The organism is Pseudomonas sp., assembly GCF_033723075.1.
Taxonomy (GTDB): domain Bacteria; phylum Pseudomonadota; class Gammaproteobacteria; order Pseudomonadales; family Pseudomonadaceae; genus Aquipseudomonas.
Window position 1 is genome coordinate 200,593 of the sequence record NZ_JAWVXU010000001.1, and the last position, 22,058, is coordinate 222,650.

At 62.7% G+C, this 22,058-nt stretch carries 23 protein-coding genes; 16 read left to right on the forward strand and 7 right to left on the reverse strand.

Annotated elements, in window-relative coordinates:
* Positions 1 to 5 precede the first annotated feature (5 nt).
* Positions 6 to 374, reverse strand: coding sequence for a DUF5064 family protein (locus R3355_RS00975; protein ID WP_318959681.1), 369 nt, complete (start codon positions 372 to 374; stop codon positions 6 to 8).
* A 70-nt stretch (positions 375 to 444) separates the two neighbouring features.
* Positions 445 to 762: a DUF2288 domain-containing protein gene (locus tag R3355_RS00980; protein ID WP_318959682.1), complete on the reverse strand. Its 318-nt coding sequence runs from the start codon at positions 760 to 762 to the stop codon at positions 445 to 447.
* A gap of 307 nt (positions 763 to 1,069) precedes the next feature.
* On the opposite strand from R3355_RS00980, the gene R3355_RS00985 reads away from it, so the two are divergent.
* The 12 genes from R3355_RS00985 (at position 1,070) to R3355_RS01040 (ending at position 12,326) form a co-directional block, all read left to right on the forward strand.
* Positions 1,070 to 2,197, forward strand: a complete 1,128-nt coding sequence (locus tag R3355_RS00985; protein ID WP_318959683.1) for a branched-chain amino acid ABC transporter substrate-binding protein — start codon at positions 1,070 to 1,072, stop codon at positions 2,195 to 2,197.
* Positions 2,198 to 2,320: 123 nt separating this feature from the next.
* Positions 2,321 to 3,244 (forward strand): high-affinity branched-chain amino acid ABC transporter permease LivH, encoded by a 924-nt coding sequence (gene livH / locus R3355_RS00990; protein ID WP_318959684.1) that lies wholly within the window; start codon positions 2,321 to 2,323, stop codon positions 3,242 to 3,244.
* On the forward strand, positions 3,241 to 4,509 hold the full coding sequence (locus R3355_RS00995; protein ID WP_413243467.1) for a high-affinity branched-chain amino acid ABC transporter permease LivM: 1,269 nt from the start codon (positions 3,241 to 3,243) through the stop codon (positions 4,507 to 4,509). The genes livH and R3355_RS00995 overlap by 4 nt, the downstream gene beginning before the upstream one ends.
* The gene (gene livG, locus R3355_RS01000) at positions 4,506 to 5,273 is read left to right on the forward strand and encodes a high-affinity branched-chain amino acid ABC transporter ATP-binding protein LivG (protein ID WP_318946131.1); all 768 of its coding nucleotides are present in this window, start codon (positions 4,506 to 4,508) and stop codon (positions 5,271 to 5,273) included. The genes R3355_RS00995 and livG overlap by 4 nt, the downstream gene beginning before the upstream one ends.
* Positions 5,273 to 5,974 (forward strand): ABC transporter ATP-binding protein, encoded by a 702-nt coding sequence (locus tag R3355_RS01005; RefSeq protein WP_318946130.1) that lies wholly within the window; start codon positions 5,273 to 5,275, stop codon positions 5,972 to 5,974. Before livG ends, R3355_RS01005 begins: the two co-directional genes overlap by 1 nt.
* A gap of 175 nt (positions 5,975 to 6,149) precedes the next feature.
* Entirely contained in the window at positions 6,150 to 6,860 is a 711-nt protein-coding gene (locus R3355_RS01010) for an rRNA pseudouridine synthase (RefSeq protein WP_318946129.1), read from the forward strand.
* Between the two features lie 50 nt (positions 6,861 to 6,910).
* Positions 6,911 to 7,372 carry a DUF1456 family protein gene (locus tag R3355_RS01015; RefSeq protein ID WP_318959685.1) on the forward strand — a complete coding sequence of 154 codons (462 nt, stop codon included), beginning with the start codon at positions 6,911 to 6,913 and terminating at the stop codon, positions 7,370 to 7,372.
* Positions 7,373 to 7,656: 284 nt separating this feature from the next.
* Positions 7,657 to 8,427 (forward strand): SDR family oxidoreductase, encoded by a 771-nt coding sequence (locus tag R3355_RS01020; protein WP_318959686.1) that lies wholly within the window; start codon positions 7,657 to 7,659, stop codon positions 8,425 to 8,427.
* Positions 8,428 to 8,555: 128 nt separating this feature from the next.
* Positions 8,556 to 9,191 (forward strand): DUF1326 domain-containing protein, encoded by a 636-nt coding sequence (locus tag R3355_RS01025; protein WP_318959687.1) that lies wholly within the window; start codon positions 8,556 to 8,558, stop codon positions 9,189 to 9,191.
* 2 nt (positions 9,192 to 9,193) lie between these two features.
* A complete protein-coding gene (locus R3355_RS01030) occupies positions 9,194 to 9,982 on the forward strand; it encodes a DUF2182 domain-containing protein (RefSeq protein WP_318959688.1) in 789 nt (262 codons plus the stop codon).
* 111 nt (positions 9,983 to 10,093) lie between these two features.
* Complete coding sequence (gene tsaA, locus R3355_RS01035) at positions 10,094 to 10,789, forward strand: tRNA (N6-threonylcarbamoyladenosine(37)-N6)-methyltransferase TrmO (protein ID WP_318959689.1); 696 nt, start codon at positions 10,094 to 10,096, stop codon at positions 10,787 to 10,789.
* A gap of 169 nt (positions 10,790 to 10,958) precedes the next feature.
* Positions 10,959 to 12,326, forward strand: coding sequence for a bifunctional diguanylate cyclase/phosphodiesterase (locus R3355_RS01040; protein WP_318959690.1), 1,368 nt, complete (start codon positions 10,959 to 10,961; stop codon positions 12,324 to 12,326).
* A gap of 156 nt (positions 12,327 to 12,482) precedes the next feature.
* Here the strand turns inward: R3355_RS01040 and fpr are convergent, their stop codons facing one another.
* Positions 12,483 to 13,262 (reverse strand): ferredoxin-NADP reductase, encoded by a 780-nt coding sequence (gene fpr / locus R3355_RS01045; protein WP_318946122.1) that lies wholly within the window; start codon positions 13,260 to 13,262, stop codon positions 12,483 to 12,485.
* Positions 13,263 to 13,368: 106 nt separating this feature from the next.
* Between fpr and R3355_RS01050 the strand changes: the two genes are divergently transcribed.
* Positions 13,369 to 14,295: a LysR family transcriptional regulator gene (locus R3355_RS01050; RefSeq protein ID WP_318946121.1), complete on the forward strand. Its 927-nt coding sequence runs from the start codon at positions 13,369 to 13,371 to the stop codon at positions 14,293 to 14,295.
* Positions 14,296 to 14,325: 30 nt separating this feature from the next.
* Here the strand turns inward: R3355_RS01050 and R3355_RS01055 are convergent, their stop codons facing one another.
* Both R3355_RS01055 and erdR read right to left on the reverse strand, forming a co-directional pair.
* The gene (locus R3355_RS01055) at positions 14,326 to 14,691 is read right to left on the reverse strand and encodes a diacylglycerol kinase (RefSeq protein ID WP_318959691.1); all 366 of its coding nucleotides are present in this window, start codon (positions 14,689 to 14,691) and stop codon (positions 14,326 to 14,328) included.
* Between the two features lie 124 nt (positions 14,692 to 14,815).
* A complete protein-coding gene (gene erdR / locus R3355_RS01060; RefSeq protein WP_318959692.1) occupies positions 14,816 to 15,466 on the reverse strand; it encodes a response regulator transcription factor ErdR in 651 nt (216 codons plus the stop codon).
* Between the two features lie 203 nt (positions 15,467 to 15,669).
* Here erdR and R3355_RS01065 point away from each other — a divergent pair, with 203 nt between their 5' ends.
* Positions 15,670 to 16,623 (forward strand): DMT family transporter, encoded by a 954-nt coding sequence (locus tag R3355_RS01065; RefSeq protein ID WP_318959693.1) that lies wholly within the window; start codon positions 15,670 to 15,672, stop codon positions 16,621 to 16,623.
* On the opposite strand, the gene R3355_RS01070 is transcribed toward R3355_RS01065, so the two are convergent.
* Complete coding sequence (locus tag R3355_RS01070; protein WP_318959694.1) at positions 16,559 to 17,269, reverse strand: tRNA-uridine aminocarboxypropyltransferase; 711 nt, start codon at positions 17,267 to 17,269, stop codon at positions 16,559 to 16,561. The genes R3355_RS01065 and R3355_RS01070 overlap by 65 nt on opposite strands.
* A gap of 187 nt (positions 17,270 to 17,456) precedes the next feature.
* Between R3355_RS01070 and R3355_RS01075 the strand changes: the two genes are divergently transcribed.
* A complete protein-coding gene (locus R3355_RS01075) occupies positions 17,457 to 17,855 on the forward strand; it encodes a quorum-sensing-regulated virulence factor family protein (RefSeq protein ID WP_318959695.1) in 399 nt (132 codons plus the stop codon).
* Positions 17,856 to 17,967: 112 nt separating this feature from the next.
* Here the strand turns inward: R3355_RS01075 and R3355_RS01080 are convergent, their stop codons facing one another.
* Entirely contained in the window at positions 17,968 to 20,373 is a 2,406-nt protein-coding gene (locus R3355_RS01080) for a xylulose 5-phosphate 3-epimerase (RefSeq protein ID WP_318959696.1), read from the reverse strand.
* A 129-nt stretch (positions 20,374 to 20,502) separates the two neighbouring features.
* Between R3355_RS01080 and R3355_RS01085 the strand changes: the two genes are divergently transcribed.
* Complete coding sequence (locus R3355_RS01085; protein WP_318959697.1) at positions 20,503 to 21,906, forward strand: MBL fold metallo-hydrolase; 1,404 nt, start codon at positions 20,503 to 20,505, stop codon at positions 21,904 to 21,906.
* Positions 21,907 to 22,058: the final 152 nt, after the last annotated feature.

Genomic DNA, 22,058 nt, shown 5'->3' on the forward strand with positions numbered 1-22,058 from the left:
CCCTCCTACAGCCCGTCTTTTTCCAGATGATCGAGATCGACCGTATCGCCGGTGTGACTGCCGAGCTTGGTGCGGATATCGGCGAACATCTGGTCGTATTCCTGGTGGCCACGCATGATCAGGCTGAAATTGGCCGGCATCCCATGCTTGAGCGCCAGACGGCTGGCGACGCTGGCGAAATTGAAGGCGGTATCGCGGTGCAGCTCGAACTGCTCCTCGAACGCCTTGCCCGCCACGTCGCCGGCCAGGCGCATGTGCAACATCGGCCCCTCGACCGGATCCTGGCGCACCTCGTAGTAGAGATCGATGCTGAACGCCGGCTGGTCGGGGGTGGCGACCGGGTTCGCGCGATGCAGATGACCAGGCTCGAACATGTTGACTCCGTAGCGATTGAGGAACGACTCGGACCAGTCTAGACCTCTTCACCACCACCGGCGCATCGATTCAGTGCACAACAGGCGCCTCGCGCCGCTCCTGCACCAGCACCCAAGGCGCCACCACCACCGCCCACAGCGCCGGGTCGCGCGCCAGCAGATCCGCGGCACAGCCATCGTCGATTTTTTTCAATTGGCCGCCGGCCAGCCAGGCGCTCACCTTGGCCTGGTCATTTTCCGCTACGGCTTGGGCCACCGCGATCAGGTCTTGCGTCCCCCCGACCATCAGCAACGCACCGCGGGCGAAGAAAGGTTGCAACTCTTGCCAGGTTATTGGCGCAGTTTCTCCGAGCAGCTTGGCATAGAGGGTGCTAGGTTGTTCAGTCATGGTTTGTCCGCAGAAGTAGTCCGAGTTTTGCTCGGGCAACATGATAGCGCCGAGCAAGCATCAGGCAAGTACGCCGCAAGCGCTCGGACGCAGGCAGACCACGCCGTTTTTCTATACATTTATTGCAATTAAGCGACATCCACATACGTTGCCCTCAACGGCCGGCTTTCAAGCTGCAAAGCGGCGCTCTACACTGCAGCGGTAAAGTTGCCGGGGTTATGACCGGATGAAGCGATCCGGTCATGCAACTTTGGCCGCCAGAACTACACAACGAAAACCGATAGAAAACCAATAAGAGTGGAGCACTATGAACAAGGCTACTAAGCAGATATCCAAACTGTTTGCCGCCATGGCCATGGCCGGCGTTGCCAGCTACTCGCTAGCGGCTGACACCATCAAGATCGGCATGGCAGGCCCGGTAACGGGCGCAGTCGCGCAATACGGGGAGATGCAGTTCATCGGCGCCAAGATGGCCATCGAGCAGATCAACAAGGCCGGTGGCGTCAACGGCGCCATGCTCGAAGGCAAGGTCTACGACGATGCCTGCGACCCGAAACAAGCCGTGGCCGTGGCCAACAGGATCGTCAACGATGAAGTGAAGTTCGTGATCGGCCACCTTTGCTCCAGCTCCACTCAGCCGGCGTCCGACATCTATGAAGACGAAGGCATCCTGATGGTCAGCCCGGCGTCCACCAGCCCGGACATTACCGCTCGCGGTTACGAACTGGTGTTCCGCACCATCGGCCTGGACAGCCTGCAAGGCCCGACTGCCGGCAACTACATCGCCGACCACGTCAAGCCGAAAGCCGTTGCGGTAATCCACGACAAGCAACAGTACGGTGAAGGCATTGCCACCGCGGTCAAGCAGACCCTGGAAGCCAAGGGCACCAAGGTCGCCCTGTTCGAAGGCATCAACGCCGGCGACAAGGATTTCTCCGCGATGATCGCCAAGCTCAAGCAAGCCGATGTGGATTTCGTCTACTACGGCGGCTACCACCCGGAACTGGGCCTGCTGCTGCGTCAGTCGGCTGAAAAAGGCCTGAGTGCCAAGTTCATGGGCCCGGAAGGCGTGGGTAACAAGGAAATCTCGGCCATCGCCGGCCCGGCTTCCGAAGGTCTGCTGGTCACCCTGCCGAAGTCGTTCGACCAGGACCCACGCAACAAGGCGCTGGTCGAGGCGTTCAAGGCCAAGAACGAAGACTCCAGCGGCCCGTTCGTCTTCCCGGCCTATGCGGCCGTGCAGGTAATTGCCGAAGGCATCGAGAAAGCCGGCAGTACCGACACCGCCAAGGTGGCTGCGGCCCTGCGCGCCAACAGCTTCGACACCCCCACCGGCGTTCTCAGCTTCGACGAAAAGGGCGACCTGAAGGATTTCAGCTTCGTGGTCTACGAATGGCACCAGGACGGCAGCAAGACCGAAGCGCCGCTTAACTGACAAGCGGCTTCCCGCCCGAACCCAAAGCCCACTGCAGCCGCAGTGGGTTTTGTTTATTAGAAGAATTCCGGTCTCACGCTGCGCCACAAGCGCCGCCGTGCGTGACGACCCAGGAGTTAGGCAATGCCTGATCTGTATCACTACCTGCAACAGCTGGTTAACGGCCTGACCGTTGGCAGCACCTATGCCCTGATTGCCATCGGCTACACCATGGTCTACGGCATCATCGGCATGATCAACTTCGCCCATGGCGAGGTTTACATGATTGGCTCGTATGTAGTCTTCATCGTGATCGCCGGCCTGGCCATGTTCGGCCTGGACAGCTTGCCCCTGATGATGATCGCGGGCTTCGCTGCCAGCATCATCGTCTGCGCGGCCTATGGTTACAGCATCGAACGGGTCGCCTATCGCCCCCTGCGCGGCGGCAACCGCTTGATCCCGCTGATTTCGGCGATCGGCATGTCGATCTTCCTGCAGAACCTTGTGCTGCTGTCCCAGGACTCCAAGGACAAAGCCATCCCAAACCCCTTGCCGGGCAACTTCGTGTTCGGTGAAAGCACCATGAACGGCGTGGTTATTTCCTATATGCAGGTGCTGATCTTCGTCGTGACCTTCCTGGTGATGGTCGGCCTGACCCTGTTCATCTCCCGTTCGCGTCTCGGCCGGGCCTGCCGGGCCAGCGCCGAAGACCTGAAGATGGCCAACCTGCTGGGCATCAACACCAACAACATCATCAGCCTGACCTTCGTCATCGGCGCCGCCCTGGCGGCCGTGGCCGCGATACTGCTGGGCATGCAGTACGGCGTGATCAACCCGCACCTGGGTTTCCTCGCCGGGATCAAGGCGTTCACCGCCGCGGTACTCGGCGGCATTGGCAGCATCCCCGGCGCGGTATTGGGCGGCCTGGTGCTCGGCGTCGCCGAAGCCTTCGGTGCCGACATCTTTGGCGACCAGTACAAGGACGTAGTGGCATTCAGCCTGCTGGTGCTGGTGCTGCTATTCCGCCCGACCGGCATTCTGGGTCGTCCGGAGGTTGAGAAAGTATGAGTACCTCGATCAAGAAAAACTTCAAGACGGCCATCTTCAGCGCCCTGCTGGTGCTGGCCGTGGCCTATCCGGTAATCGGCCTGAAGCTCTCCACCGTGGGCATCAAGCTGGAAGTGCAAGGTGCCAGCCCGGCCGTGCTCTGGACCATACTCGGCAGTTCGATTGCCATGTTCTTCTGGCAATTGTTCCGCACCCAGCTGAGCGCCGCCTGGAGCCATGCGCCCAAGCTGCCGAGCGTACCGAGCCAGGCCAGCGACTTCCTCACCCTGCCCTCGACCCAGCGCTGGGTGATCATCGGACTGATCATCGTGGCCCTGGCCTGGCCGTTCTTCGGCTCGCGAGGCGCGGTGGACATCGCCACCCTGATCCTGATCTACGTGATGCTCGGCCTCGGCCTGAACATCGTGGTCGGTCTGGCCGGCCTGCTCGACCTCGGCTACGTGGCCTTCTACGCCGTCGGCGCCTACAGCTACGCGCTGCTGTCGTTCTACTTCGGCCTGAGCTTCTGGATCTGCCTGCCGATCGCCGGCCTGATGGCGGCGTTCTTCGGCTTTATCCTGGGCTTCCCGGTGTTGCGGCTGCGCGGCGACTACCTGGCCATCGTCACCCTGGGCTTCGGCGAGATCATCCGCATCCTGCTGAACAACATGACCTGGCTGACCGGCGGTCCCAACGGCATCGGTTCGATCCCCAAGCCGACCCTGTTCGGCCTGTCGTTCGACCGCAAGGCCGCCGAGGGCATGCAGACCTTCCACGAGTATTTCGGCGTGGCCTATGCCTCGATCAACAAGGTGATCTTCCTCTACCTGATCGCCCTGGTCCTGGTGCTGCTGACCCTGTTCGTGATCAACCGCCTGCTGCGCATGCCGATCGGCCGCGCCTGGGAAGCGCTGCGCGAAGACGAAATCGTCTGCCGGGCGCTGGGCATGAACCCCACCGTGATCAAGCTGTCGGCCTTCACCCTGGGCGCCTGCTTCGCCGGTTTCGCCGGTAGCTTCTTCGCCGCGCGCCAGGGCCTGGTCAGCCCGCAGTCCTTCACCTTCATCGAGTCGGCGATCATCCTCGCCATCGTCGTGCTGGGCGGCATGGGTTCGCAGCTGGGGATCATCCTGGCGGCCATCGTGATGATCCTGTTGCCGGAACTGGCACGGGAATTCAACGAGTACCGCATGCTGATGTTCGGCGCCCTGATGGTGCTGATGATGATCTGGCGTCCGCAGGGCCTGTTGCCCATGCAGCGCCCCCACCTGGAGCTGAAACAATGAGCCGGCCTATCCTGGAAGTAAGCGGCCTGTCCATGCGCTTCGGTGGCCTGCTGGCCGTCAACGGGGTGGGGCTGACCGTCAATGAAAAGCAAGTGGTATCGATGATCGGCCCGAACGGCGCCGGCAAGACCACGGTGTTCAACTGCCTGACCGGCTTCTACCAGCCGACCAGCGGCAATATTCGCCTCGATGGCGAGCAGATCGAGGGCCTGCCGGGCCACAAGATCGCCCGCAAGGGTGTGGTGCGGACCTTCCAGAACGTGCGTCTGTTCAAGGAAATGACCGTGGTGGAAAACCTGCTGGTCGCCCAGCACCGCCACCTCAACACCAACTTCCTCGCCGGCCTGCTGAAGACCCCGGCGTTTCGCAAGAGCGAACGCGAGGCCATGGAGTTTGCCGCGCATTGGCTGGAGCAGGTCAATCTGACCGACTTCGCCAACCGCACGGCCGGCACCCTCGCCTACGGCCAGCAGCGCCGCCTGGAAATCGCCCGCTGCATGATGACGCGGCCACGCATCCTCATGCTCGACGAGCCGGCTGCCGGCCTCAACCCGCGGGAAACCGACGACCTCAAGGCCCTGATCCGCATGCTGCGCGATAAACATGACGTCACCGTATTGCTGATCGAGCACGACATGAAACTGGTCATGAGCATTTCCGACCATATCTACGTGATCAACCAGGGCACGCCCCTGGCCGATGGGACGCCGGAGCAGATCCGCGCCAACCCGGACGTGATCAAAGCCTACCTGGGGGAAGCTTGATGCTGTATTTCGACAAGGTTTCCACCTTCTACGGCAAGATCCAGGCCCTCCACGACGTCAGCGTCGAAGTGCGCCAGGGTGAGATCGTCACCCTGATCGGGGCCAACGGCGCCGGCAAATCGACCCTGCTGATGACCCTGTGCGGCTCACCGCAGGCGAGCAGCGGCAGCATCCGCTACCAGGGCGAGGAACTGATCGGCCAGAACACCCCGGACATCATGCGCAAGAGCATCGCCGTGGTCCCGGAAGGCCGCCGGGTATTCTCCCGCCTGACCGTGGAGGAAAATCTGGTGATGGGCGGGTTCTTCACCGCCAAGGCCGAGTTCCAGGAGCAACTGGACAAGGTCCTGCAGCTGTTCCCGCGCCTGCGGGAACGCCTGAGCCAGCGCGCCGGCACCATGTCCGGCGGCGAACAGCAGATGCTCGCCATCGGCCGCGCACTGATGAGCAAGCCCAAGCTGTTGCTGCTCGACGAGCCGTCGCTGGGGCTGGCGCCGATCATCATCCAGCAGATATTCAGCATCATCGAACAGCTGCGCGAGGACGGCGTGACCGTGTTCCTGGTCGAGCAGAACGCCAACCAGGCACTGAAGCTGGCCGACCGCGGCTATGTGCTGGAGAACGGCCGGATCGTCATGCAGGGCAGCGGGCATGACTTGCTCAACGATCCGAAGGTGCGCGACGCCTACCTGGGCGGTTAAAACCGCCCGCCTTTATTGAAACCGCTCCTCGGAGCGGTTTTTTAATAGCCCACTGAAATCCATGACCTCGCAGGATGGGGCAAACGCTTTTTATCGCCGCCGTTCGCCCAATGATCCGCGCATCGCGTCCCTGGCCAGTTACAATGGTCGCCCTTTTTTGCCGACGACTCTTTCCATGACCGACCCGATACGCCTGTCCAAACGCCTGATCGAACTGGTCGGTTGCTCACGCCGCGAGGCTGAGTTGTATATCGAGGGCGGCTGGGTGCTGGTCGACGGCGTGGTGGTGCAAGAGCCGCAGTTCAAGGTCGAGTCGCAGCGCGTCGAACTGCTGCCGGACGCCGTACTGGCGCCGGTCGAGCCGGTTACCCTGTTGCTGCATGTGCCCTCCGGTCACTTCCCGGATCGCGCGGTCGAGTCGGTCAGTCCGGCCAGCCAGTGGCCGGACGACAACTCCGCCATCCGCCCGCTGAAAAGCCACTTCGCCCGCCTGGTCACCTGCCTGCCACTGCAGGCCGGCGCCGATGGCCTGCACGTGCTGACTCAGGACTGGCGTATCGAGCGCAAGCTCAAGGAAGATCAGGCCAAGCTGGAGCAGGAATACGTGGTCGAGGTGCTCGGCACGCTCAGTAACAGCCAGCTGAAACGCCTGAACCATGGCTTGAGCTTCAACGGTACCGCCCTGCCGCCGTGCAAGGTCAGCTGGCAGAACGAAACCCGCCTGCGCTTCGCCTTGAAGAACCCGCAGCCGGGACAGATCGTCTTCATGTGCAACAGCGTCGACCTCAAGGTACTGGGCATGAAACGCATCCGTATCGGCGGCGTGTCCATGGCCAAAGTCCAGCCCGGCCAGTGGCGCTATCTCGCCGGCAAAGAACGCTTCTAACTTTTTCAAGCTGCCGCCTCTCGGGCGCCAGCCCTTTTCAGGACACCCCCATGCTCAATAACGATGTACTGCGCAGCCTGCGCTACACGCTCGACGTCAACGATGTGCAGATGGCCGAAATCATTCGACTCAGCGGCAAGGAGGTCGAACCGGAAACACTCGACGCCTTGCTGAAAAAGGAGGACGAGGAAGGCTTCGTGGCCTGCGAAGATGAGCTGATGGCGCATTTTCTCGATGGTCTGGTGTACTTCAAGCGCGGCAAGGACGACAGCCGCCCGGCCCAGCCGTTCGAGCTGCCGGTGACCAACAACATGGTGCTGAAAAAGCTGCGGGTGGCCTTCGAGCTGAAAGAAGACGACATGCACGCGATCATGCAAAGCGTCGACTGCCCGGTGTCCAAACCCGAGATGAGCGCGCTGTTTCGCAAGTTCGGCCACAGCAACTACCGCACCTGCGGCGATCAGTTTTTGCGCAATTTCCTCAAGGGCCTGACCCTGCGCGTGCGCGGCTGAGTCAGCCACACCTGACCGTATAGGCCGACTTCCGTAGGTTGGGTCAGGGAGCGCAGCGACGAAGCCCAACGTCGATGCTTATAGCTCTGTGTCGTCGATTGGCGCCCCGTTGGGCTTCGCGCACCTCAGCCAACGTGGCCCGGCGAACGTGGCCCGGCCCAACCTGCCTGCTCGTCACTCGCACTACCTGGGCGCATGGCGGCGTATTTCCAAGGGCAATAGTGACTGCCGCTCGACAGTCAGCCGATTAGGCTAGTGGCATTCATCCCCCAAGAGGATTTGCCATGCACCCTTACTTCTCCCTGCAAGGCCGCACCGCCCTGGTCACCGGTGGCACCCGCGGCATCGGCAAGATGATCGCCAAAGCCTTCCTCGAAGCCGGTGCCACCGTCTACGTCTGTGCCCGTGACGGCGAGGCCTGCGCGCAGACCGCCGCCGAACTCTCGGCCTTCGGCACTTGCCACGGCATGGCCGCCAACCTGGCCAGCGAAGAAGGCGTGCAGGCACTGGCCGCGCAACTGGCCGGCGAGATCGGCCAACTGGATATCCTGGTCAACAACGCCGGCACCACCTGGGGCGCGCCGCTCGAGTCCTACCCGGCCAAGGGCTGGGAGAAGGTCATGCAGCTCAACGTGACCTCGGTGTTCAGCTGCATCCAGCAGTTGCTGCCGCTGCTGCGCAAGGCCGGCACGGCGGCCAGTCCGGCGCGGGTGATCAATATCGGCTCGGTCGCCGGCATCACCTCCCATGGCGAAGACGCCTACGCCTATGGCCCGAGCAAGGCCGCGCTGCATCAGCTATCGCGCATGCTCGCCCGTGAACTGGTCGGCCAGCACATCAACGTCAACGTGATCGCACCGGGGCGCTTCCCGAGCAAGATGACCCAGTTCATCGCCCAGGACGATGCGGCCATGGCCGAAGACTGCGCGCTGATCCCGATGAAGCGCTGGGGTCGCGAGGAAGAAATGGCCGCCCTGGCGATCAGCCTGGCCAGTACCGCTGGCGCCTTTATGACCGGGAACATCATCCCTATCGACGGTGGCTTCCACCTCTGACCGGCGACCGCGGGCAAGCCGACCTTTGGTCGGCAGCCCCTGCCCGATGCGCGCGCCCTGCTAGCGTTAATTGATGGAGGGGGGTAACAGCGGCTTTCGTTTCACCTGCCAGGTGAAGGAGGTTGATCATGGCCATCGCCGAGTGGCGCATGCAGGGCGTCGAATTCATTGCCTGCAACTGCAATTGGGGCTGTCCCTGTCAATTCGATGCGCCACCGACCCATGGCCACTGCCAGGCGGTGGCGTCCATGCGAGTGGAGCACGGGTATTTCAATCAGGTGGCGCTGGACGGCTTGTGCTGGGCCGCCACCTTCGCCTGGCCGGGCGCCATCCATGAGGGCAACGGCAGTTGTCAGCTGTTCATCGATGAACGCGCCGACGACGCGCAACGCCAGGCACTGCTGACCATCCTCTCCGGCCTGGAGAGCGACCCCGGGGCCAACGTATTTCAGGTATTCAGCAGCACCATGACTGAAATGTTCGACCCGCAATTCGTGCCCATCACACTGTCCATCGATGTCGATCAACGCCTGGCGCACCTGGACATTCCAGGCGCGCTGCAGGCCAGCGGCGAGCCGATCCGCAGCCCGATCGACGGTTCGCCCCATCGCGTCCGCCTGTCCCTGCCCGATGGTTTCGAGTTCCTTGAGGCCGAAGTGGCCAGTGGCAGCTATCAGACTCATTCAGCCCTCAAGCTGCAATCCCAGGGCAGCCATAGCCACCTCGCTCATGTGCACTTCACCGGCCATGGCATAGAACCGTAAAGATGGCAGAACTTGAGGTGACGACGCCGGGCAGGCGACTGACGGGCGAGCAGTTGCTGTTCCTGCTCTGCCTGCTCGCGCTGACCGCCCTGGCCTGGCTGATACTGCTGCAAATGGCCCGCGACATGAGCGCACCTGGCGGCATGGCCGATGCGGCAATGGCCGGCATGCTCATGCCCTGGAGCCTGGCCGATGCTCTGCTGATGTTCGCCATGTGGGCAGTGATGATGGTCGGCATGATGCTGCCCAGCGCCCTGCCCATGCTGCTGATCTACCAGCAGATGCTGCGCAAGCGCATGCCGGCGCCGCAGCGACACCTGGCCCTGCTGCTGTTCTGCAGCGCCTATGGCCTGGTCTGGGCCGGCTTCGCCCTGGGCGCCACAGCGCTGCAATGGGCGCTCGAGCAGCTCGCCCTGCTCAGTCCGGGGATGCGCAGCAGCAGTACCGCGCTGGGCGCCGGCCTGCTGCTGGTCGCAGGCGTCTATCAGTGGCTGCCGAGCAAGGCGGTGTGCCTTGAGCATTGTCGCGGGCCGCTACATTTTCTGCTCGGCTACTGGCGCCCCGGCGTACTCGGCGGCTGGCGCATGGGCCTGGCCCATGGCGCTTATTGCCTGGGCTGCTGCTGGGCCCTGATGGGCCTGCTGTTCGTGGTCGGGGTAATGAACCTGCTCTGGGTGGCCGTGATCGGCGCCTTCGTCCTGCTGGAGAAAAACCTCCCGCACGGACTCTGGCTCGGCCGGATCTGCGGTTTGCTGTTGCTCGGCTGGAGCCTGTGGCTGCTGCTTGGCTAGGGCTGTTGCCGTTTCGGCGCGGACGTGACGCAACGGCGGGCCCTAGCGACTGCTTAAGAGCGCCGCGCATTACAGGTAAGATAAGCCCCCGCCACTGCAGACCACCCACCCATGCCCTACTCCGTCTCGCCCATAGGCTTCGTCCGCTCCTGCTTCAAGGAAAAGTTCGCCATCCCCCGTCAGCCGCAGTTGGCACCGGCTGCCCGTGGCGTGCTGGAGCTGGTCGCCCCCTTCAATACTGGCGAGGCGGTGCAGGGCCTGGAGCAGGTCAGCCACGTCTGGCTGCTGTTCCTGTTTCACCAGGCACTGGAGGACAAGCCGCGGCTAAAGGTGCGCCCACCGCGCCTGGGCGGAAATAAATCGGTTGGAGTCTTCGCCAGCCGCGCCACCCACCGCCCCAACGGCATCGGTCAATCGGTGGTCAAGCTGGACAAGGTCGAACCGGACAGGCTCTGGCTGTCGGGGATCGACTTGCTCGATGGCACCCCGGTGCTGGATATCAAGCCCTATGTGCCCTATGCCGACAGCGTCGCGGGGGCCTGCAACCGCATCGCCGACGCTGCCCCGCAGCTGATCGAGGTGCAGTGGCGAGACGCTGCCCTCGGCCAGGCGCGCAGCCACGGCCTGCGCCTGGACCAGCCCCTGGTCGAGCTGATCGAGCAATGCCTGGCCCAGGATCCGCGCCCGGCCTATCAGGTACCGCCGCCCGAGCGGCACTATGGCGCGCGTCTCTGGGATGTCGATGTGCGCTGGCACTACCCCGAGCCGGGCAAGATCTGCGTGCTGGAAGTGGTGGCGACCTGCTGAGCCACGGATAAATCACTAGCCTGCGCAAAGCCACTACACATCTTGATTGAAGTATTGCTTCCGCAGTGCCTGGGCTGCAGCTAAAGTTCACTCGTGGGTAGCACCTTTCGGCTCATTGCCACACTCCCCCGCAGGTCATGGCTGATTCCGAGAATCCATAATTTACCTTATGAAAAAACAGTCTTACGTGCCATCAGGCGACCTTGTAGACCTTCTGCTCGATGCCATCTGCGTGGTCGACAAGGAAGGACGCTTCGTGTTTGTCAGTGCGGCCTGCGAGCGGATCTTTGGTTATACGGCCGAGGAAATGGTCGGCAGGAGCATGATCGAACTGGTATTGCCGGAAGACCGCGCCAGAACACTGCAAACGGCCAGCGACATCATGGCGGGCACCAGCAAACCCAGCTTTGAAAATCGCTATGTACGTAAGGATGGGCAGATCGTTCACATCATGTGGTCGGCGCGTTGGTCGGCGGACGATCAACTGCGGATTGCCGTGGCCCACGACATCAGCGAACGCAAACACAGCGAGACAATGCAAGCGGCGCTCTATGCCATATCCGAAGCGGCGCACCTGGCCAAGGATCTGCCCGGACTGTTCGAAAAGGTTCACTCGATCGTCGGCGAACTGCTGCCCGCCATCAACTTCTCCGTGGCCCTTTACGATGAGCAGAATGACCAGCTGAGCTTTCCCTATCATATCGATGAGCGCCACCAGGCACCGGACCCGCACAAGCGCGATGCGCCCACCCTCAGCGCCGAAATCATCCGCACCGGGCAGACCTTGCTGCGCTCACCCGAAACACTGACGACACTGCCCGAGCATGTGCAGGCGATCGACTGCGCGTCACTGTATTGGCTGGGCGTGCCACTCACCTCGCACAATGGCACCATTGGCGCCCTGGTAGTCCAGAGCTATACCCACGGCGCGCGCTACTCCGACAAGGACAAAGAACTGCTGCAATTCGTCTCGACCCAGGTGGCGTCGGCCATCGAACGCCAGCAGATGCTCAGTCGCCTGCAGTTCATGGCCCAATACGACCAACTGACCCACCTGCCTAACCGCGCCCTGCTCCATGACCGCTTGCACACCGCACTGACCAGGGCACGCCGGGAGCAAACGCAACTGTCCCTGCTATTCCTCGATCTGGACAAGTTCAAGCAGGTCAACGATACCTTCGGCCATGCCATCGGCGATCTACTGCTGCAGATGGTTGCCGACCGCCTCAGGCAATGCATTCGCGAATCGGACACGGTCGCACGCCTGGGTGGCGACGAATTCGTGGTGCTGCTCGAGGACGTCCACTCGCAGGATCATGCCTTGCTGGTCGCCGAGAAGATCCGCGTGGCGCTCAACCAGCCATTCGACCTCAACGGTCAGACTCACCAGGTTCTGCCGAGCATCGGGGTGGCGTTCTATCCGCAGCATGGTGATGATGCACACCAGTTGCTCAGTCGTGCCGACAACGCCATGTACGTCGCGAAGAGAAGCGGCGGCAACCGCTTCCAGATCACGCGAGATCCACCCCCCAGCTGATGTCCCCTGACTTTCAACGCCCGCAATGACCGAGCCCGGTCTGGTGGATTCAGGCGCTGAGTTTCCCGAATGAGATCCCAGTTACAAAAATGCCGTTCACTTGAGCAAGTGAACGGCATGGCGTCTGCACCGAGCCGATGTATAAAACCCTGGCGCTTACTTCTCGACGAAGGCGCGTTCGATCAGGTAATCGCCCGGTTCGCCCATGCGCGGGGAGATCTTCAGGCCGAAGCTGTCGAGCACGGCGGCGGTTTCGTCGAGCATGCTAGGGCTGCCACAGATCATCGCGCGGTCGTCCTGCGGGTTGATCGGCGGCAGGCCGATATCGCGGAACAGCTTGCCACTGCGCATCAGGTCGGTCAGGCGGCCCTGGTTCTCGAACTCTTCGCGGGTCACGGTCGGGTAGTAGATCAGCTTGCCCTTCAAGGCGTCGCCGAAGTATTCGTTCTGCGGCAGGTGCTCGGTGATGAACTCACGGTAGGCCACTTCGTTGACGTAACGCACACCATGCACCAGCACGATCTTCTCGTAGCGCTCGTAGGTTTCCGGGTCCTGGATCACGCTCATGAAAGGCGCCAGGCCAGTGCCTGTGCTGAGCAGGTACAGGTGCTTACCGGGCAACAGATCGTCGAGTATCAGGGTGCCGGTGGGCTTGCGGCTGACCACCAGTTCATCGCCGGGCTTGAGGTGCTGCAACTGCGAAGTCAGTGGGCCATCCTGTACCTTGATGCTGAAGAACTCCAGGTGCTCTTCGTAGTTCGGGCTGGCGATGGAATAGGCACGCATCAGCGGCCGGCCGTTGTCCTGTTGCAGGCCGATCATCACGAACTGGCCATTCTCGAAGCGCAAGCCCGGATCGCGGGTGGTCTTGAAGCTGAATAAGGTGTCGTTCCAGTGGTGAACACTGAGTACACGCTCGACGTTCAGGTTGCTCATGCTAGGTCCTCAAGATCACGGGCAATGGCGGTTGCAGTGGATTCTAGACGCGGGCAGAATATCTGTTAAGTGAATAATCAAGATATGGATTATCGGTTATATAGATATGCGATTTACGCTCAGACAGCTCCAGGTATTCGTCGCCGTGGCCCAGCAGGAAAACGTCTCCCGTGCGGCCGACTCGCTGGCCTTGTCGCAATCGGCTGCCAGCACTTCGCTCAGTGAATTGGAGCGGCAAACCGACTGTCAACTATTCGACCGCGCCGGCAAACGCCTGATCCTCAATGCCCTGGGCTCGCAGTTATTGCCCCAGGCGCTGGCCCTGCTCGAGCAGGCCAAGGAAATCGAGCGCCTGTTGGGCGGCAAGAGCGGCTTCGGTTCGTTGAATGTCGGCGCCACCCTGACGGTGGGAAACTACCTGGCCACCCTGCTGATCGGCAGTTTCATGCAGCGCCACCCCGAATGCCGAGTGAAATTGCAGGTCCACAACACTGCCTATGTGGTGCAGCAGATCGCCCACTACGAGCTGGATATGGGCCTGATCGAGGGCGACTGCCAGCACCCGGATATCGAGGTGCAACCCTGGGTCAAGGATGAACTGGTGGTGTTCTGCGCCCCGCAACATGCCCTGGCCAAGCGCGGCGAAGCCAGCCTGGACGAGTTGACCCGGGAAGCCTGGATCCTCCGTGAACAGGGCTCGGGCACACGCCTGACCTTCGATCAGGCCATGCGCCATCACCCGCGCTCGTTGAACGTGCGCCTGGAGCTGGAACATACCGAGGCGATCAAACGCGCGGTGGAATCGGGCCTGGGCATCGGCTGCATCTCGCGCCTGGCGCTACGCGACGCCTTCCGCCGCGGCAGCCTGGTGGCGGTGGAAACACCCGAACTGGATCTGCGCCGGCAGTTCTATTTCATCTGGCACAAACAGAAGTACCAGACCGCCGCCATGCGCGAATTTATCGAGCTATGCCGGGCGCTGACAGCCGGGGTCAGGCGCAGCGATGAGATAGTGCTGCCAAACATTGCCTGAGCGACTTTGGCGCTACCGGGTCGCACGCCATCAGCCCAGCAGAATCACCGTCCAGACACTGGCGATCAGCGTCAAGGACATGAATTGCGCGGCGCTGCCCATGTCTTTGGCGTTTTTCGACAAGGGATGCAACTCCAGAGAGATACGATCGACCGCCGCCTCCAGCGCCGAGTTGAGCAACTCGACGATCAACGCCAACAGGCAGACGCCCACCATCAGGGCCCGCTCGCCCCGGCTGACATCGCTGTAGAACGCCAGGGGAATCAACACCAGGTTGAGCAGCATCAACTGACGGAAGGCGGCCTCGCCGGCAATCGCGACGCGCAAACCCGCCAACGAATAGCCTGCGGCATTGACGATACGCTTGAAGCCCGTCTGACCCTTGAATGGCGACATAAGAGAGTTGCCCAAGAAAGTTTCCCAGCGTGTAAAAAAGCCGGCTGGCAGGAGAACTATAGACCTGCACAAACAAACCGGCCTGCACCTACTGCACTGAGGGCGCCTCGCCTCGGCAACCCGCTCAACTGCTCGGGATCGATTCCATCTGCTGCAACAGCAGGGCTGCCTGGGTACGGGTGCGCACACCGAGCTTGCGGAAAATTGCCGTGACATGGGCCTTTACCGTTGCCTCGGAAACGCTCAACTCGTAGGCGATCTGCTTGTTCAGCAGACCGTCGCAGACCATGGTCAACACGCGAAACTGCTGCGGGGTCAGACTGGCCAGGCCGGCGCTGGCGGCTTTGGCCTCGGCAGAGACCTGCGCAGCCTCCTCGGTTTGCTCCGGCCACCAGGTATCGCCATCGAGCACCACTTGCACCGCTTGCTGGATGCTCTCCAGGGAGCTGGACTTGGGAATGAAACCACTGGCGCCGAATTCGCGTGCCCGCGCCACCACGGCCGCCTCTTCCTGCGCCGAGACCATCACCACCGGTACCTGCGGGTATTGCCCACGCAACAGCACCAGGCCGGAGAAACCATAGGCACCGGGCATGTTGAGGTCGAGCAAAACCAGATCCCAATCTGCTTTTGCCGCCAGGCAGGTTTCCAACTCGGCGATGCTGGCAGCTTCTACCAACCGTACCTGCGGGCCAAGACCCAGGGTCAGTGCCTGCTGAAGCGCACTGCGAAAGAGAGGATGATCGTCGGCAATCAGGATTTCATAAGCGGCCATTGCAGGTCCTGTTCTTGTTATGTGAATACCGCTAGCCCAGGCCTGCCGGATGAAACATGACAGGCCGCTCGATTGAGCCGCGCATAGTACACGGCCAAGCGCAAATGCGCCTAAGGCGGCGCCCAGCATGCCGAGCGATCACGGAGTGGTCAAGCGCGTTACTTTGCGGCACAGTCTGCACTTTTTCCCAACGAGGCTATTTTATGCGAAGCCAGGCCCTGCGCGCCGACCTCTTGATGCTGCTCACGGCGATGATCTGGGGTTCGGCCTTCGTCGCTCAGCGCCTGGGCATGGACTCGATCGGCCCCTTCCTCTATAGCGGCCTGCGCTTTGCCCTGGCGGTATTGATACTGCTGCCTCTGCTACCGCTGCTCGAGCGCCGCTCGCGCAGCACGCCCATCGCGCCGCTGAACCGCCACCTGCTGCTGGGGGGCGGACTGATGGGTTTGGCACTGGCCCTGGGGATCAACCTGCAACAGGTCGGTTTGCTCTTCACCAGTGTCACCAACGCCGGATTCATCACCGGCCTGTACGTGATCATCGTGCCCCTGCTCGGCCTGCTGCTCGGCCACAAGACTGGCCTGGGCATCTGGCTGGGCGCCTTGCTGGCGGTGCTCGGCATGTTCCTGCTCAGCGTCGGCGACGGCTTTCAGGTCGCCTCCGGCGACTGGCTGCAATTGGCCGGTGCTTTCGTCTGGGCCGTGCATGTGCTGCTGGTGGGGGTTTTCGCCAGAAGGCATGACCCCTTGCGCCTGGCCGTGGTGCAATTCGCCACCTGCGCGCTGATCAGCCTGCTGCTGGCGCTGATCTTCGAGGACATCCGCCTCGACTCGATTATCGCTGCCGGGCCGGCGATTCTGTATGGCGGCCTGTTCGGCGTGGCCATCGGCTTTACCTTGCAGGTGGTGGCGCAAAAGCATGCGATCGCCTCGCACGCCGCGATCATCCTCTCGCTGGAAGCCGTGTTTGCCGCCATTGCAGGCGCCTGGCTACTGGGCGAAGCGCTGCAACTGCGTGGTTATTTCGGCTGTGCGCTGATGCTCACTGGCATGCTGCTGGCGCAACTATGGCCGAAAAAAACCAGTCAACTAGTTACAGAAACAGCCGCAAGTGCTGATGCAAGGCGTCGTCCAGATCAACCGCACGTGGAGCTTTAGCCGCCAGGTAGTGCTGGCTGAAGACATCCAGATAGGCGTTCAGCGCATCGGCGGCATGCTGATCGCCAGCCAGTTCGAGACAGAGCGCCGCCACCTCGGCGGTACACAGATGATCGTCGCGCGTGGAACGACGCAGACGGTAACGCGACAATTGCTCGGGCTGCAGGCTGAGCACCGGCAAGCTGTCGAGGTAGGGGCTCTTGCGGAACATCTTGCGCGCCTCGGTCCAGGTCGCATCGAGCAGAATGAACAGTGGCCGCTTGCCAGGCGCATGATCCACCTCACTGACCACCCGTCCAGGCTCGACGTATTCACCTGGAAACACCAGATAGGGCTGCCACTGCGGATCGCTCAGCAGCGCCGGCAAGGCGGGTTCGACCGCAGTGCGCAACCAGCCAAAGGCCGACGTATCGGCCACTACATCGGCAATCAGCCAGCCGGTATTGCTTGGCTTGAGCGCCTCGACATCATGCATCAGCAAGCACACGCCCGACCTGGCCTCGATCTGCGGACGCCAGGCGCACAGGCAATGGCTCAGGGCCAGCCGGCAGCGCTGGCAACGCACGGCCTTGGAGCCACGGGCCAGGAAGGGTTTTTCACTACGGGCAATGCGCGCGGCGCGCAAACGAGCGACGGCATGGCTCATGGGCACGACGTTCCACGGCGAGAAAGGGACGGCATCTTGGATCCTGGGACGGTAAAACTCGCGAGTCTAACAAAGCCGCCACTATTGCAGGTGGGGCAAACCCCGGCGGCCCAGTAAGATAGTGGCCTGCTGAACCTCTGCGGGCCGATGCCTGTCGAAGGGTTCAGAACTGACTCTGGAGAACTCCATGCTGCGTATGATCGCTGTAATCCTCGCCCTCAGCCTACCCGTGCTGACTCAGGCCGCATCGCTGAACAACTTCGAGCTGAGCAAGACCCTCGAACAAGTCGCCAAGGAAAGCAGTGTCGGCACACCACGGGCGATCAACGAAGATATTCTCGATCAAGGCTATAGCGTCGACGGCAATGAACTGATCAATCACCTGAGTGTGCGCCCCGAGCACGCCGCACAGATGCGCGGCAACCCGGATAGCGTGCGCGCGCAACTGGCCAACAGCGTGTGCCGCAACCCGGGTTATCGCCAGTTATTGGCCCGCGGCGCCGTTCTGCGTTACGAGTTCAGCGAGTACAAGAGCAATCGCCCGGTCGTCAGCGAGCGCTTCAGTAACAGCGACTGCGGCCAATAGGCCATGCTTCGGGGCACCTGCATGGCGATCGGCGCTGCCATGTCGCGCGGATGCCCCGCACCGCGCTGCAGTCCACACAGCCGCTTGATTTCCAGCCCTCTGCCGGACGGTTTTAGCGCAGGCATTCGGGGCTGCCCTGGCCAGCCAGCGCAGCCCGCTCCTCGCGACTCAAGAGCTTCTGTGCGGGGATACCCAACAGCTCTGCGACCGCTTGCAACACGTGCGCCCAGGTAGCCTGGTTGGCGAACAGCATGCCCGCCTCATCCAGGGTGCCACCGCGATTGCGATAACCCAGCACCCGGTTGCAGCGGGCATCGCCGAGGATCGGCCAGAGATGCCCACGCGCCACTTCCGGACGCATATGGGTCAGCAGCACGCGGCACGGATACTGCGCCGGGAACAGCGCGTTGCAGAGTGCGGCCGGCGCCACGGCTTGTGCTTCCCAGTGATCGCGCGGCTCACGAAAGCGCCCCGGCTCCTGCAGGTAAACCAGACGCCAGGCGCATTTCTTCGCACTCAGGCGCACAGCCGCACGGCGCATCTCGCTCAACTGATAAGCGCCGGTGGCGATCAGCAGCACGGGGGCGGCGCCTTCCTGCTGGTCCAGCAGGAGGGCACCATCACGGGCCAGTTGTTCGGCCTGCTGCCGATCGAACTGGGCCGGGCGTTCGCGCTTGGGACTGACAATGCAAGCCAGTTGCCCGCGCGCCTGGTAGACCGCCGGCAGCAAGGCCAGCAGCGAGTTATGGTCGGCCGGAAACAACACCCGCAGCATGTCGTTCATCTCGCCGAGCAGCGCCTCGCAAAAGCTGGTGTCCTGGTGCGATTGCTGGTTCTTGCCGTTCTCCCAGGTATGCGAAGTCGCCACCAGCGGCCAGCCAAGCCAACCGGCGGGACGCCCCACCTCCTTCTGCTGCCTGGCGAAGATCAGGGTCTGGCGCACCGCGCCGAGCATCTTCACGCAGAAGGCCTCGTAACTCGCCACCAGGTTCAGGCCGCCTTGATTGGCCAGGCAGGCGGACACCACAGCTTCCTCGTTGAGCACGGTAATGATCGCCCCGTCCACTGCTTCCAGCTCGCTTTCAGGCACGCAGACCCGGTGTTTGAGGGCATGCAGAACACCTTCCAGGCGATTACTCGCCAGCTCGTCCGGGTTGCCCACTCTCGGCCGCAGCTGCGGGTTGGCCTGCACCAGCTCGACGAAAAAGCGCTCCAGCGCCGACATCGGTGAGCAGTCTTGCCCGTGATAGTGCAACTCGGGCAGCTGCGGCGCCGGCGGCTGGCGCAGCGCCAACGGATGATCGCGCTCCAGCGGACGCTCGGCGCGCCCACCTCGGAATTGCGCACAGACCCGGGTCAACTCGTCGGGCGCCACCCACAGATTGGCCGCATGCCGATTGAACAGCGCACGCGCGGCGGCGTCGTGGTGCGGGTTGGCCGGCAGCGGCAGGTTGTGCGCAGCGTTGCTGCCGGCGCCATAAAAGCCGAAGCCTTTCTCGGTTTCGGCAATTGCATAGGGCATCGGCAGCGGGTAATGCAGGATGCCGCTGTGCAACTCGGCAACCCGGTGCCCCAGCCGCTGCTCCATCTGCCACAGGGCGCAGACGAAAGCCGCCGGGTCGCGTCCATCGAAACTGACCGGGTCGAAACCGCAGTGGCGCAGATGCTGACGAAACCCCTCCAGTCCCGCCTGCGTACCCAGCTCGGTGCGCTGCTCGATACGCCGGCCGTTGGCGATCATCACAGGTAGCGCCACGCCACAGTCTTCCGCCCGCCACCAACGCGGCATCCAATCACTGCCGCGCTGCTCTTCGGCCGCGCCATCCGACAGGAAGGCCACCAGTTTTTCTCCGGGCAGAGGCAAGTGGCAGTACTGCAACTCGGCAAAACCCAGGTAACCCCCTTCGGCGATACCGCCAGCGGTATGCGGATTGACGTGACTGCCCAGGGGCACACCCGGTGCGCCATCGGGCGCCTGGGCATAGCTGTAAAAATCTGCTACCAGCCGGCTCATGCCACTTTCATCGCAGCCGTAACGCGCGGCCTGTTCGGGGTGCTGGTTGGCGGTCAGCAGATTCAGCGCCTCGACCGCCGCCACACAATGCCCCTGGCCCATCAGCCAGCCACGGGTTTCCCCCGTCAGGGCATTCAACGCCAGGTAGGCGGCGTAGCCGGGCACCATGTTCAAGGAACCACCGGTGTGTCCCTCGGGCTTGACCTTGAAGTCGTCAGGTTCCAAGTCTGTACCGTCCAGGCGCACGCGCCGGGCATAGGTCATGTGCACCACCAGCCATAACCCGGCGGCGTTCAGCCGGTCCAGGGCGCGCAGCAGGGCATAGACGCTGGCCAGGTCGGGCTGCTGACCCGCCTGGACCAATTGGTGGGCCATGCGAAAGACCGCCGCACAGGTCTCTGGACTATGCTGTACAGGGCCATAGCCCTGCTGCCATGCGGCGAAGCCGGGCTCGATCAGAGCATGTGCGGCCAGCTCGCTGGCACTCGGCAATAGTTGCGGCATGGGACGCTCTCCCGGTGTTTTCGCACAGTCTAGGACAAGCAGAGCAGCCCACACCCTGACCTGCATCAAGGCCGCCGCCCTCCGTTCGCGGCACCCTGTGATCATTCACCCTCATCAAGGATTTCCAACATGGCTCTGCTCAGCTTCCTTGGCGCCATCCAGCAAGTCACTGGCTCCTGCTACCTGATCGAAAGCCGCGATGGCGCCAAGGTGCTGCTAGAGTGCGGCATGCGCCAGGGCCGTCGCGAGGAGGAGGAAGGCAACCGCGCGCCCTTCCCCTTCGACCCACTGAGTCTGGATGCCGTGGTGATTTCCCACGCCCATATCGACCATAGCGGCTTGCTGCCGAAACTGGCCGGAGCCGGTTATCGCGGGCCGATCTTCGCCACCGACGCCAGTTGCGAGCTGATGGAACTGATGCTGCTGGATGCGGCGCAGATCCAGGAGAAGGATACCGAGTGGGAGAACAAGTGGCGTGCACGCCTGGGCAAGCCGCCGCTCAGCCCGCTGTATACCACCGAGGATGCCGAGCAGGCGCTCGAACAACGGCGCCCGCAGGCCTATGGCCAGCCAATCGAAGTGGCCAGGGGCGTACAGGTCACCTTTCACGATGCCGGACATATCCTGGGCTCGGCGATCGTCGAGTTGTTGGTACAGGACCACCACCTGACCCGGCGCCTGGTGTTTTCCGGCGACCTCGGCAACACCTGCTCGCCGCTAATGCACGCCCCGACCACGCTCGACCGCGCCGATCTGGTATTGCTCGAGTCCACCTATGGCGATCGCGATCACCGCAACAGCGACGACACCCTGGATGAGCTGGCCGAAATTCTCCAACAGGCCCATCGCGACGGCGGCAACGTGCTGATCCCGGCCTTCGCCGTCGGCCGCACCCAGGACCTGATCTACTACCTCGGGCGGTTCTACCAGGAAGGCCGACTGCCACAGCAGGCGGTGTTCCTCGACAGCCCGATGGCCATTCGCGCCAACGCCATCTATTCGCGCTTTCAACACCTGTTCGACCCGGACGATCATGCGGCCATCGCGGACAAGCCCGCCAGGCGCATCGAGGACTGGCTGCCGATCCTGCGCTGCACGCCGACGCCGGAGGAGTCCATGGCGATCAACCGGGTCAAGAGCGGCGCCATCATCATCGCCGGCAGTGGCATGTGTACCGGCGGGCGCATCGCCCACCATTTCAAGCACAACCTCTGGCGCGAGAATTGCCATGTGGTGTTCCCCGGTTTCCAGGCCAGGGGTACCCCGGGACGCGCCATAGTCGACGGCGCCAGCACGGTGAAAATGCTCCACCAACGCATCGCGGTCAAAGCACAGATCCACACCCTCGGCGGCTTCTCTGCCCATGCCGGGCAGTCGCAGCTGCTCGACTGGGTCAGTCATTTCGACCATCACCCCGAGCTGTATCTGGTGCATGGCGAACTGGAGAAAATGCAGGTGCTGCAGCAAGCCCTGCGCGAGCGCCTCAACTGGATTGCCAGTATTCCCGAGCCAGGCGAGCAGATCGCTATCTGAGCAATGCGGGAGCTGCAGTGGTTGCGGGGCCATCTTCGCCAACAGGTGCATGGCTGCTTTACCTGCGCACCTGGGGCCTAGCGAATCAGTCCCCGCAAGCCCGGCCGCAGAGTAGCGATCCGCTCGGAACCTAGGCCGGCCCGGGCGGCGAT

Coding starts and splice junctions, on each gene's coding strand:
- R3355_RS00975 (WP_318959681.1), bottom strand. CDS start 374: ATGTTCGAGCCTGGTCATCTGCATCGCGCGAACCCGGTCGCCACCCCC.
- R3355_RS00980 (WP_318959682.1), bottom strand. CDS start 762: ATGACTGAACAACCTAGCACCCTCTATGCCAAGCTGCTCGGAGAAACT.
- R3355_RS00985 (WP_318959683.1), top strand. CDS start 1,070: ATGAACAAGGCTACTAAGCAGATATCCAAACTGTTTGCCGCCATGGCC.
- livH (WP_318959684.1), top strand. CDS start 2,321: ATGCCTGATCTGTATCACTACCTGCAACAGCTGGTTAACGGCCTGACC.
- R3355_RS00995 (WP_413243467.1), top strand. CDS start 3,241: ATGAGTACCTCGATCAAGAAAAACTTCAAGACGGCCATCTTCAGCGCC.
- livG (WP_318946131.1), top strand. CDS start 4,506: ATGAGCCGGCCTATCCTGGAAGTAAGCGGCCTGTCCATGCGCTTCGGT.
- R3355_RS01005 (WP_318946130.1), top strand. CDS start 5,273: ATGCTGTATTTCGACAAGGTTTCCACCTTCTACGGCAAGATCCAGGCC.
- R3355_RS01010 (WP_318946129.1), top strand. CDS start 6,150: ATGACCGACCCGATACGCCTGTCCAAACGCCTGATCGAACTGGTCGGT.
- R3355_RS01015 (WP_318959685.1), top strand. CDS start 6,911: ATGCTCAATAACGATGTACTGCGCAGCCTGCGCTACACGCTCGACGTC.
- R3355_RS01020 (WP_318959686.1), top strand. CDS start 7,657: ATGCACCCTTACTTCTCCCTGCAAGGCCGCACCGCCCTGGTCACCGGT.
- R3355_RS01025 (WP_318959687.1), top strand. CDS start 8,556: ATGGCCATCGCCGAGTGGCGCATGCAGGGCGTCGAATTCATTGCCTGC.
- R3355_RS01030 (WP_318959688.1), top strand. CDS start 9,194: ATGGCAGAACTTGAGGTGACGACGCCGGGCAGGCGACTGACGGGCGAG.
- tsaA (WP_318959689.1), top strand. CDS start 10,094: ATGCCCTACTCCGTCTCGCCCATAGGCTTCGTCCGCTCCTGCTTCAAG.
- R3355_RS01040 (WP_318959690.1), top strand. CDS start 10,959: ATGAAAAAACAGTCTTACGTGCCATCAGGCGACCTTGTAGACCTTCTG.
- fpr (WP_318946122.1), bottom strand. CDS start 13,262: ATGAGCAACCTGAACGTCGAGCGTGTACTCAGTGTTCACCACTGGAAC.
- R3355_RS01050 (WP_318946121.1), top strand. CDS start 13,369: ATGCGATTTACGCTCAGACAGCTCCAGGTATTCGTCGCCGTGGCCCAG.
- R3355_RS01055 (WP_318959691.1), bottom strand. CDS start 14,691: ATGTCGCCATTCAAGGGTCAGACGGGCTTCAAGCGTATCGTCAATGCC.
- erdR (WP_318959692.1), bottom strand. CDS start 15,466: ATGGCCGCTTATGAAATCCTGATTGCCGACGATCATCCTCTCTTTCGC.
- R3355_RS01065 (WP_318959693.1), top strand. CDS start 15,670: ATGCGAAGCCAGGCCCTGCGCGCCGACCTCTTGATGCTGCTCACGGCG.
- R3355_RS01070 (WP_318959694.1), bottom strand. CDS start 17,269: ATGAGCCATGCCGTCGCTCGTTTGCGCGCCGCGCGCATTGCCCGTAGT.
- R3355_RS01075 (WP_318959695.1), top strand. CDS start 17,457: ATGCTGCGTATGATCGCTGTAATCCTCGCCCTCAGCCTACCCGTGCTG.
- R3355_RS01080 (WP_318959696.1), bottom strand. CDS start 20,373: ATGCCGCAACTATTGCCGAGTGCCAGCGAGCTGGCCGCACATGCTCTG.
- R3355_RS01085 (WP_318959697.1), top strand. CDS start 20,503: ATGGCTCTGCTCAGCTTCCTTGGCGCCATCCAGCAAGTCACTGGCTCC.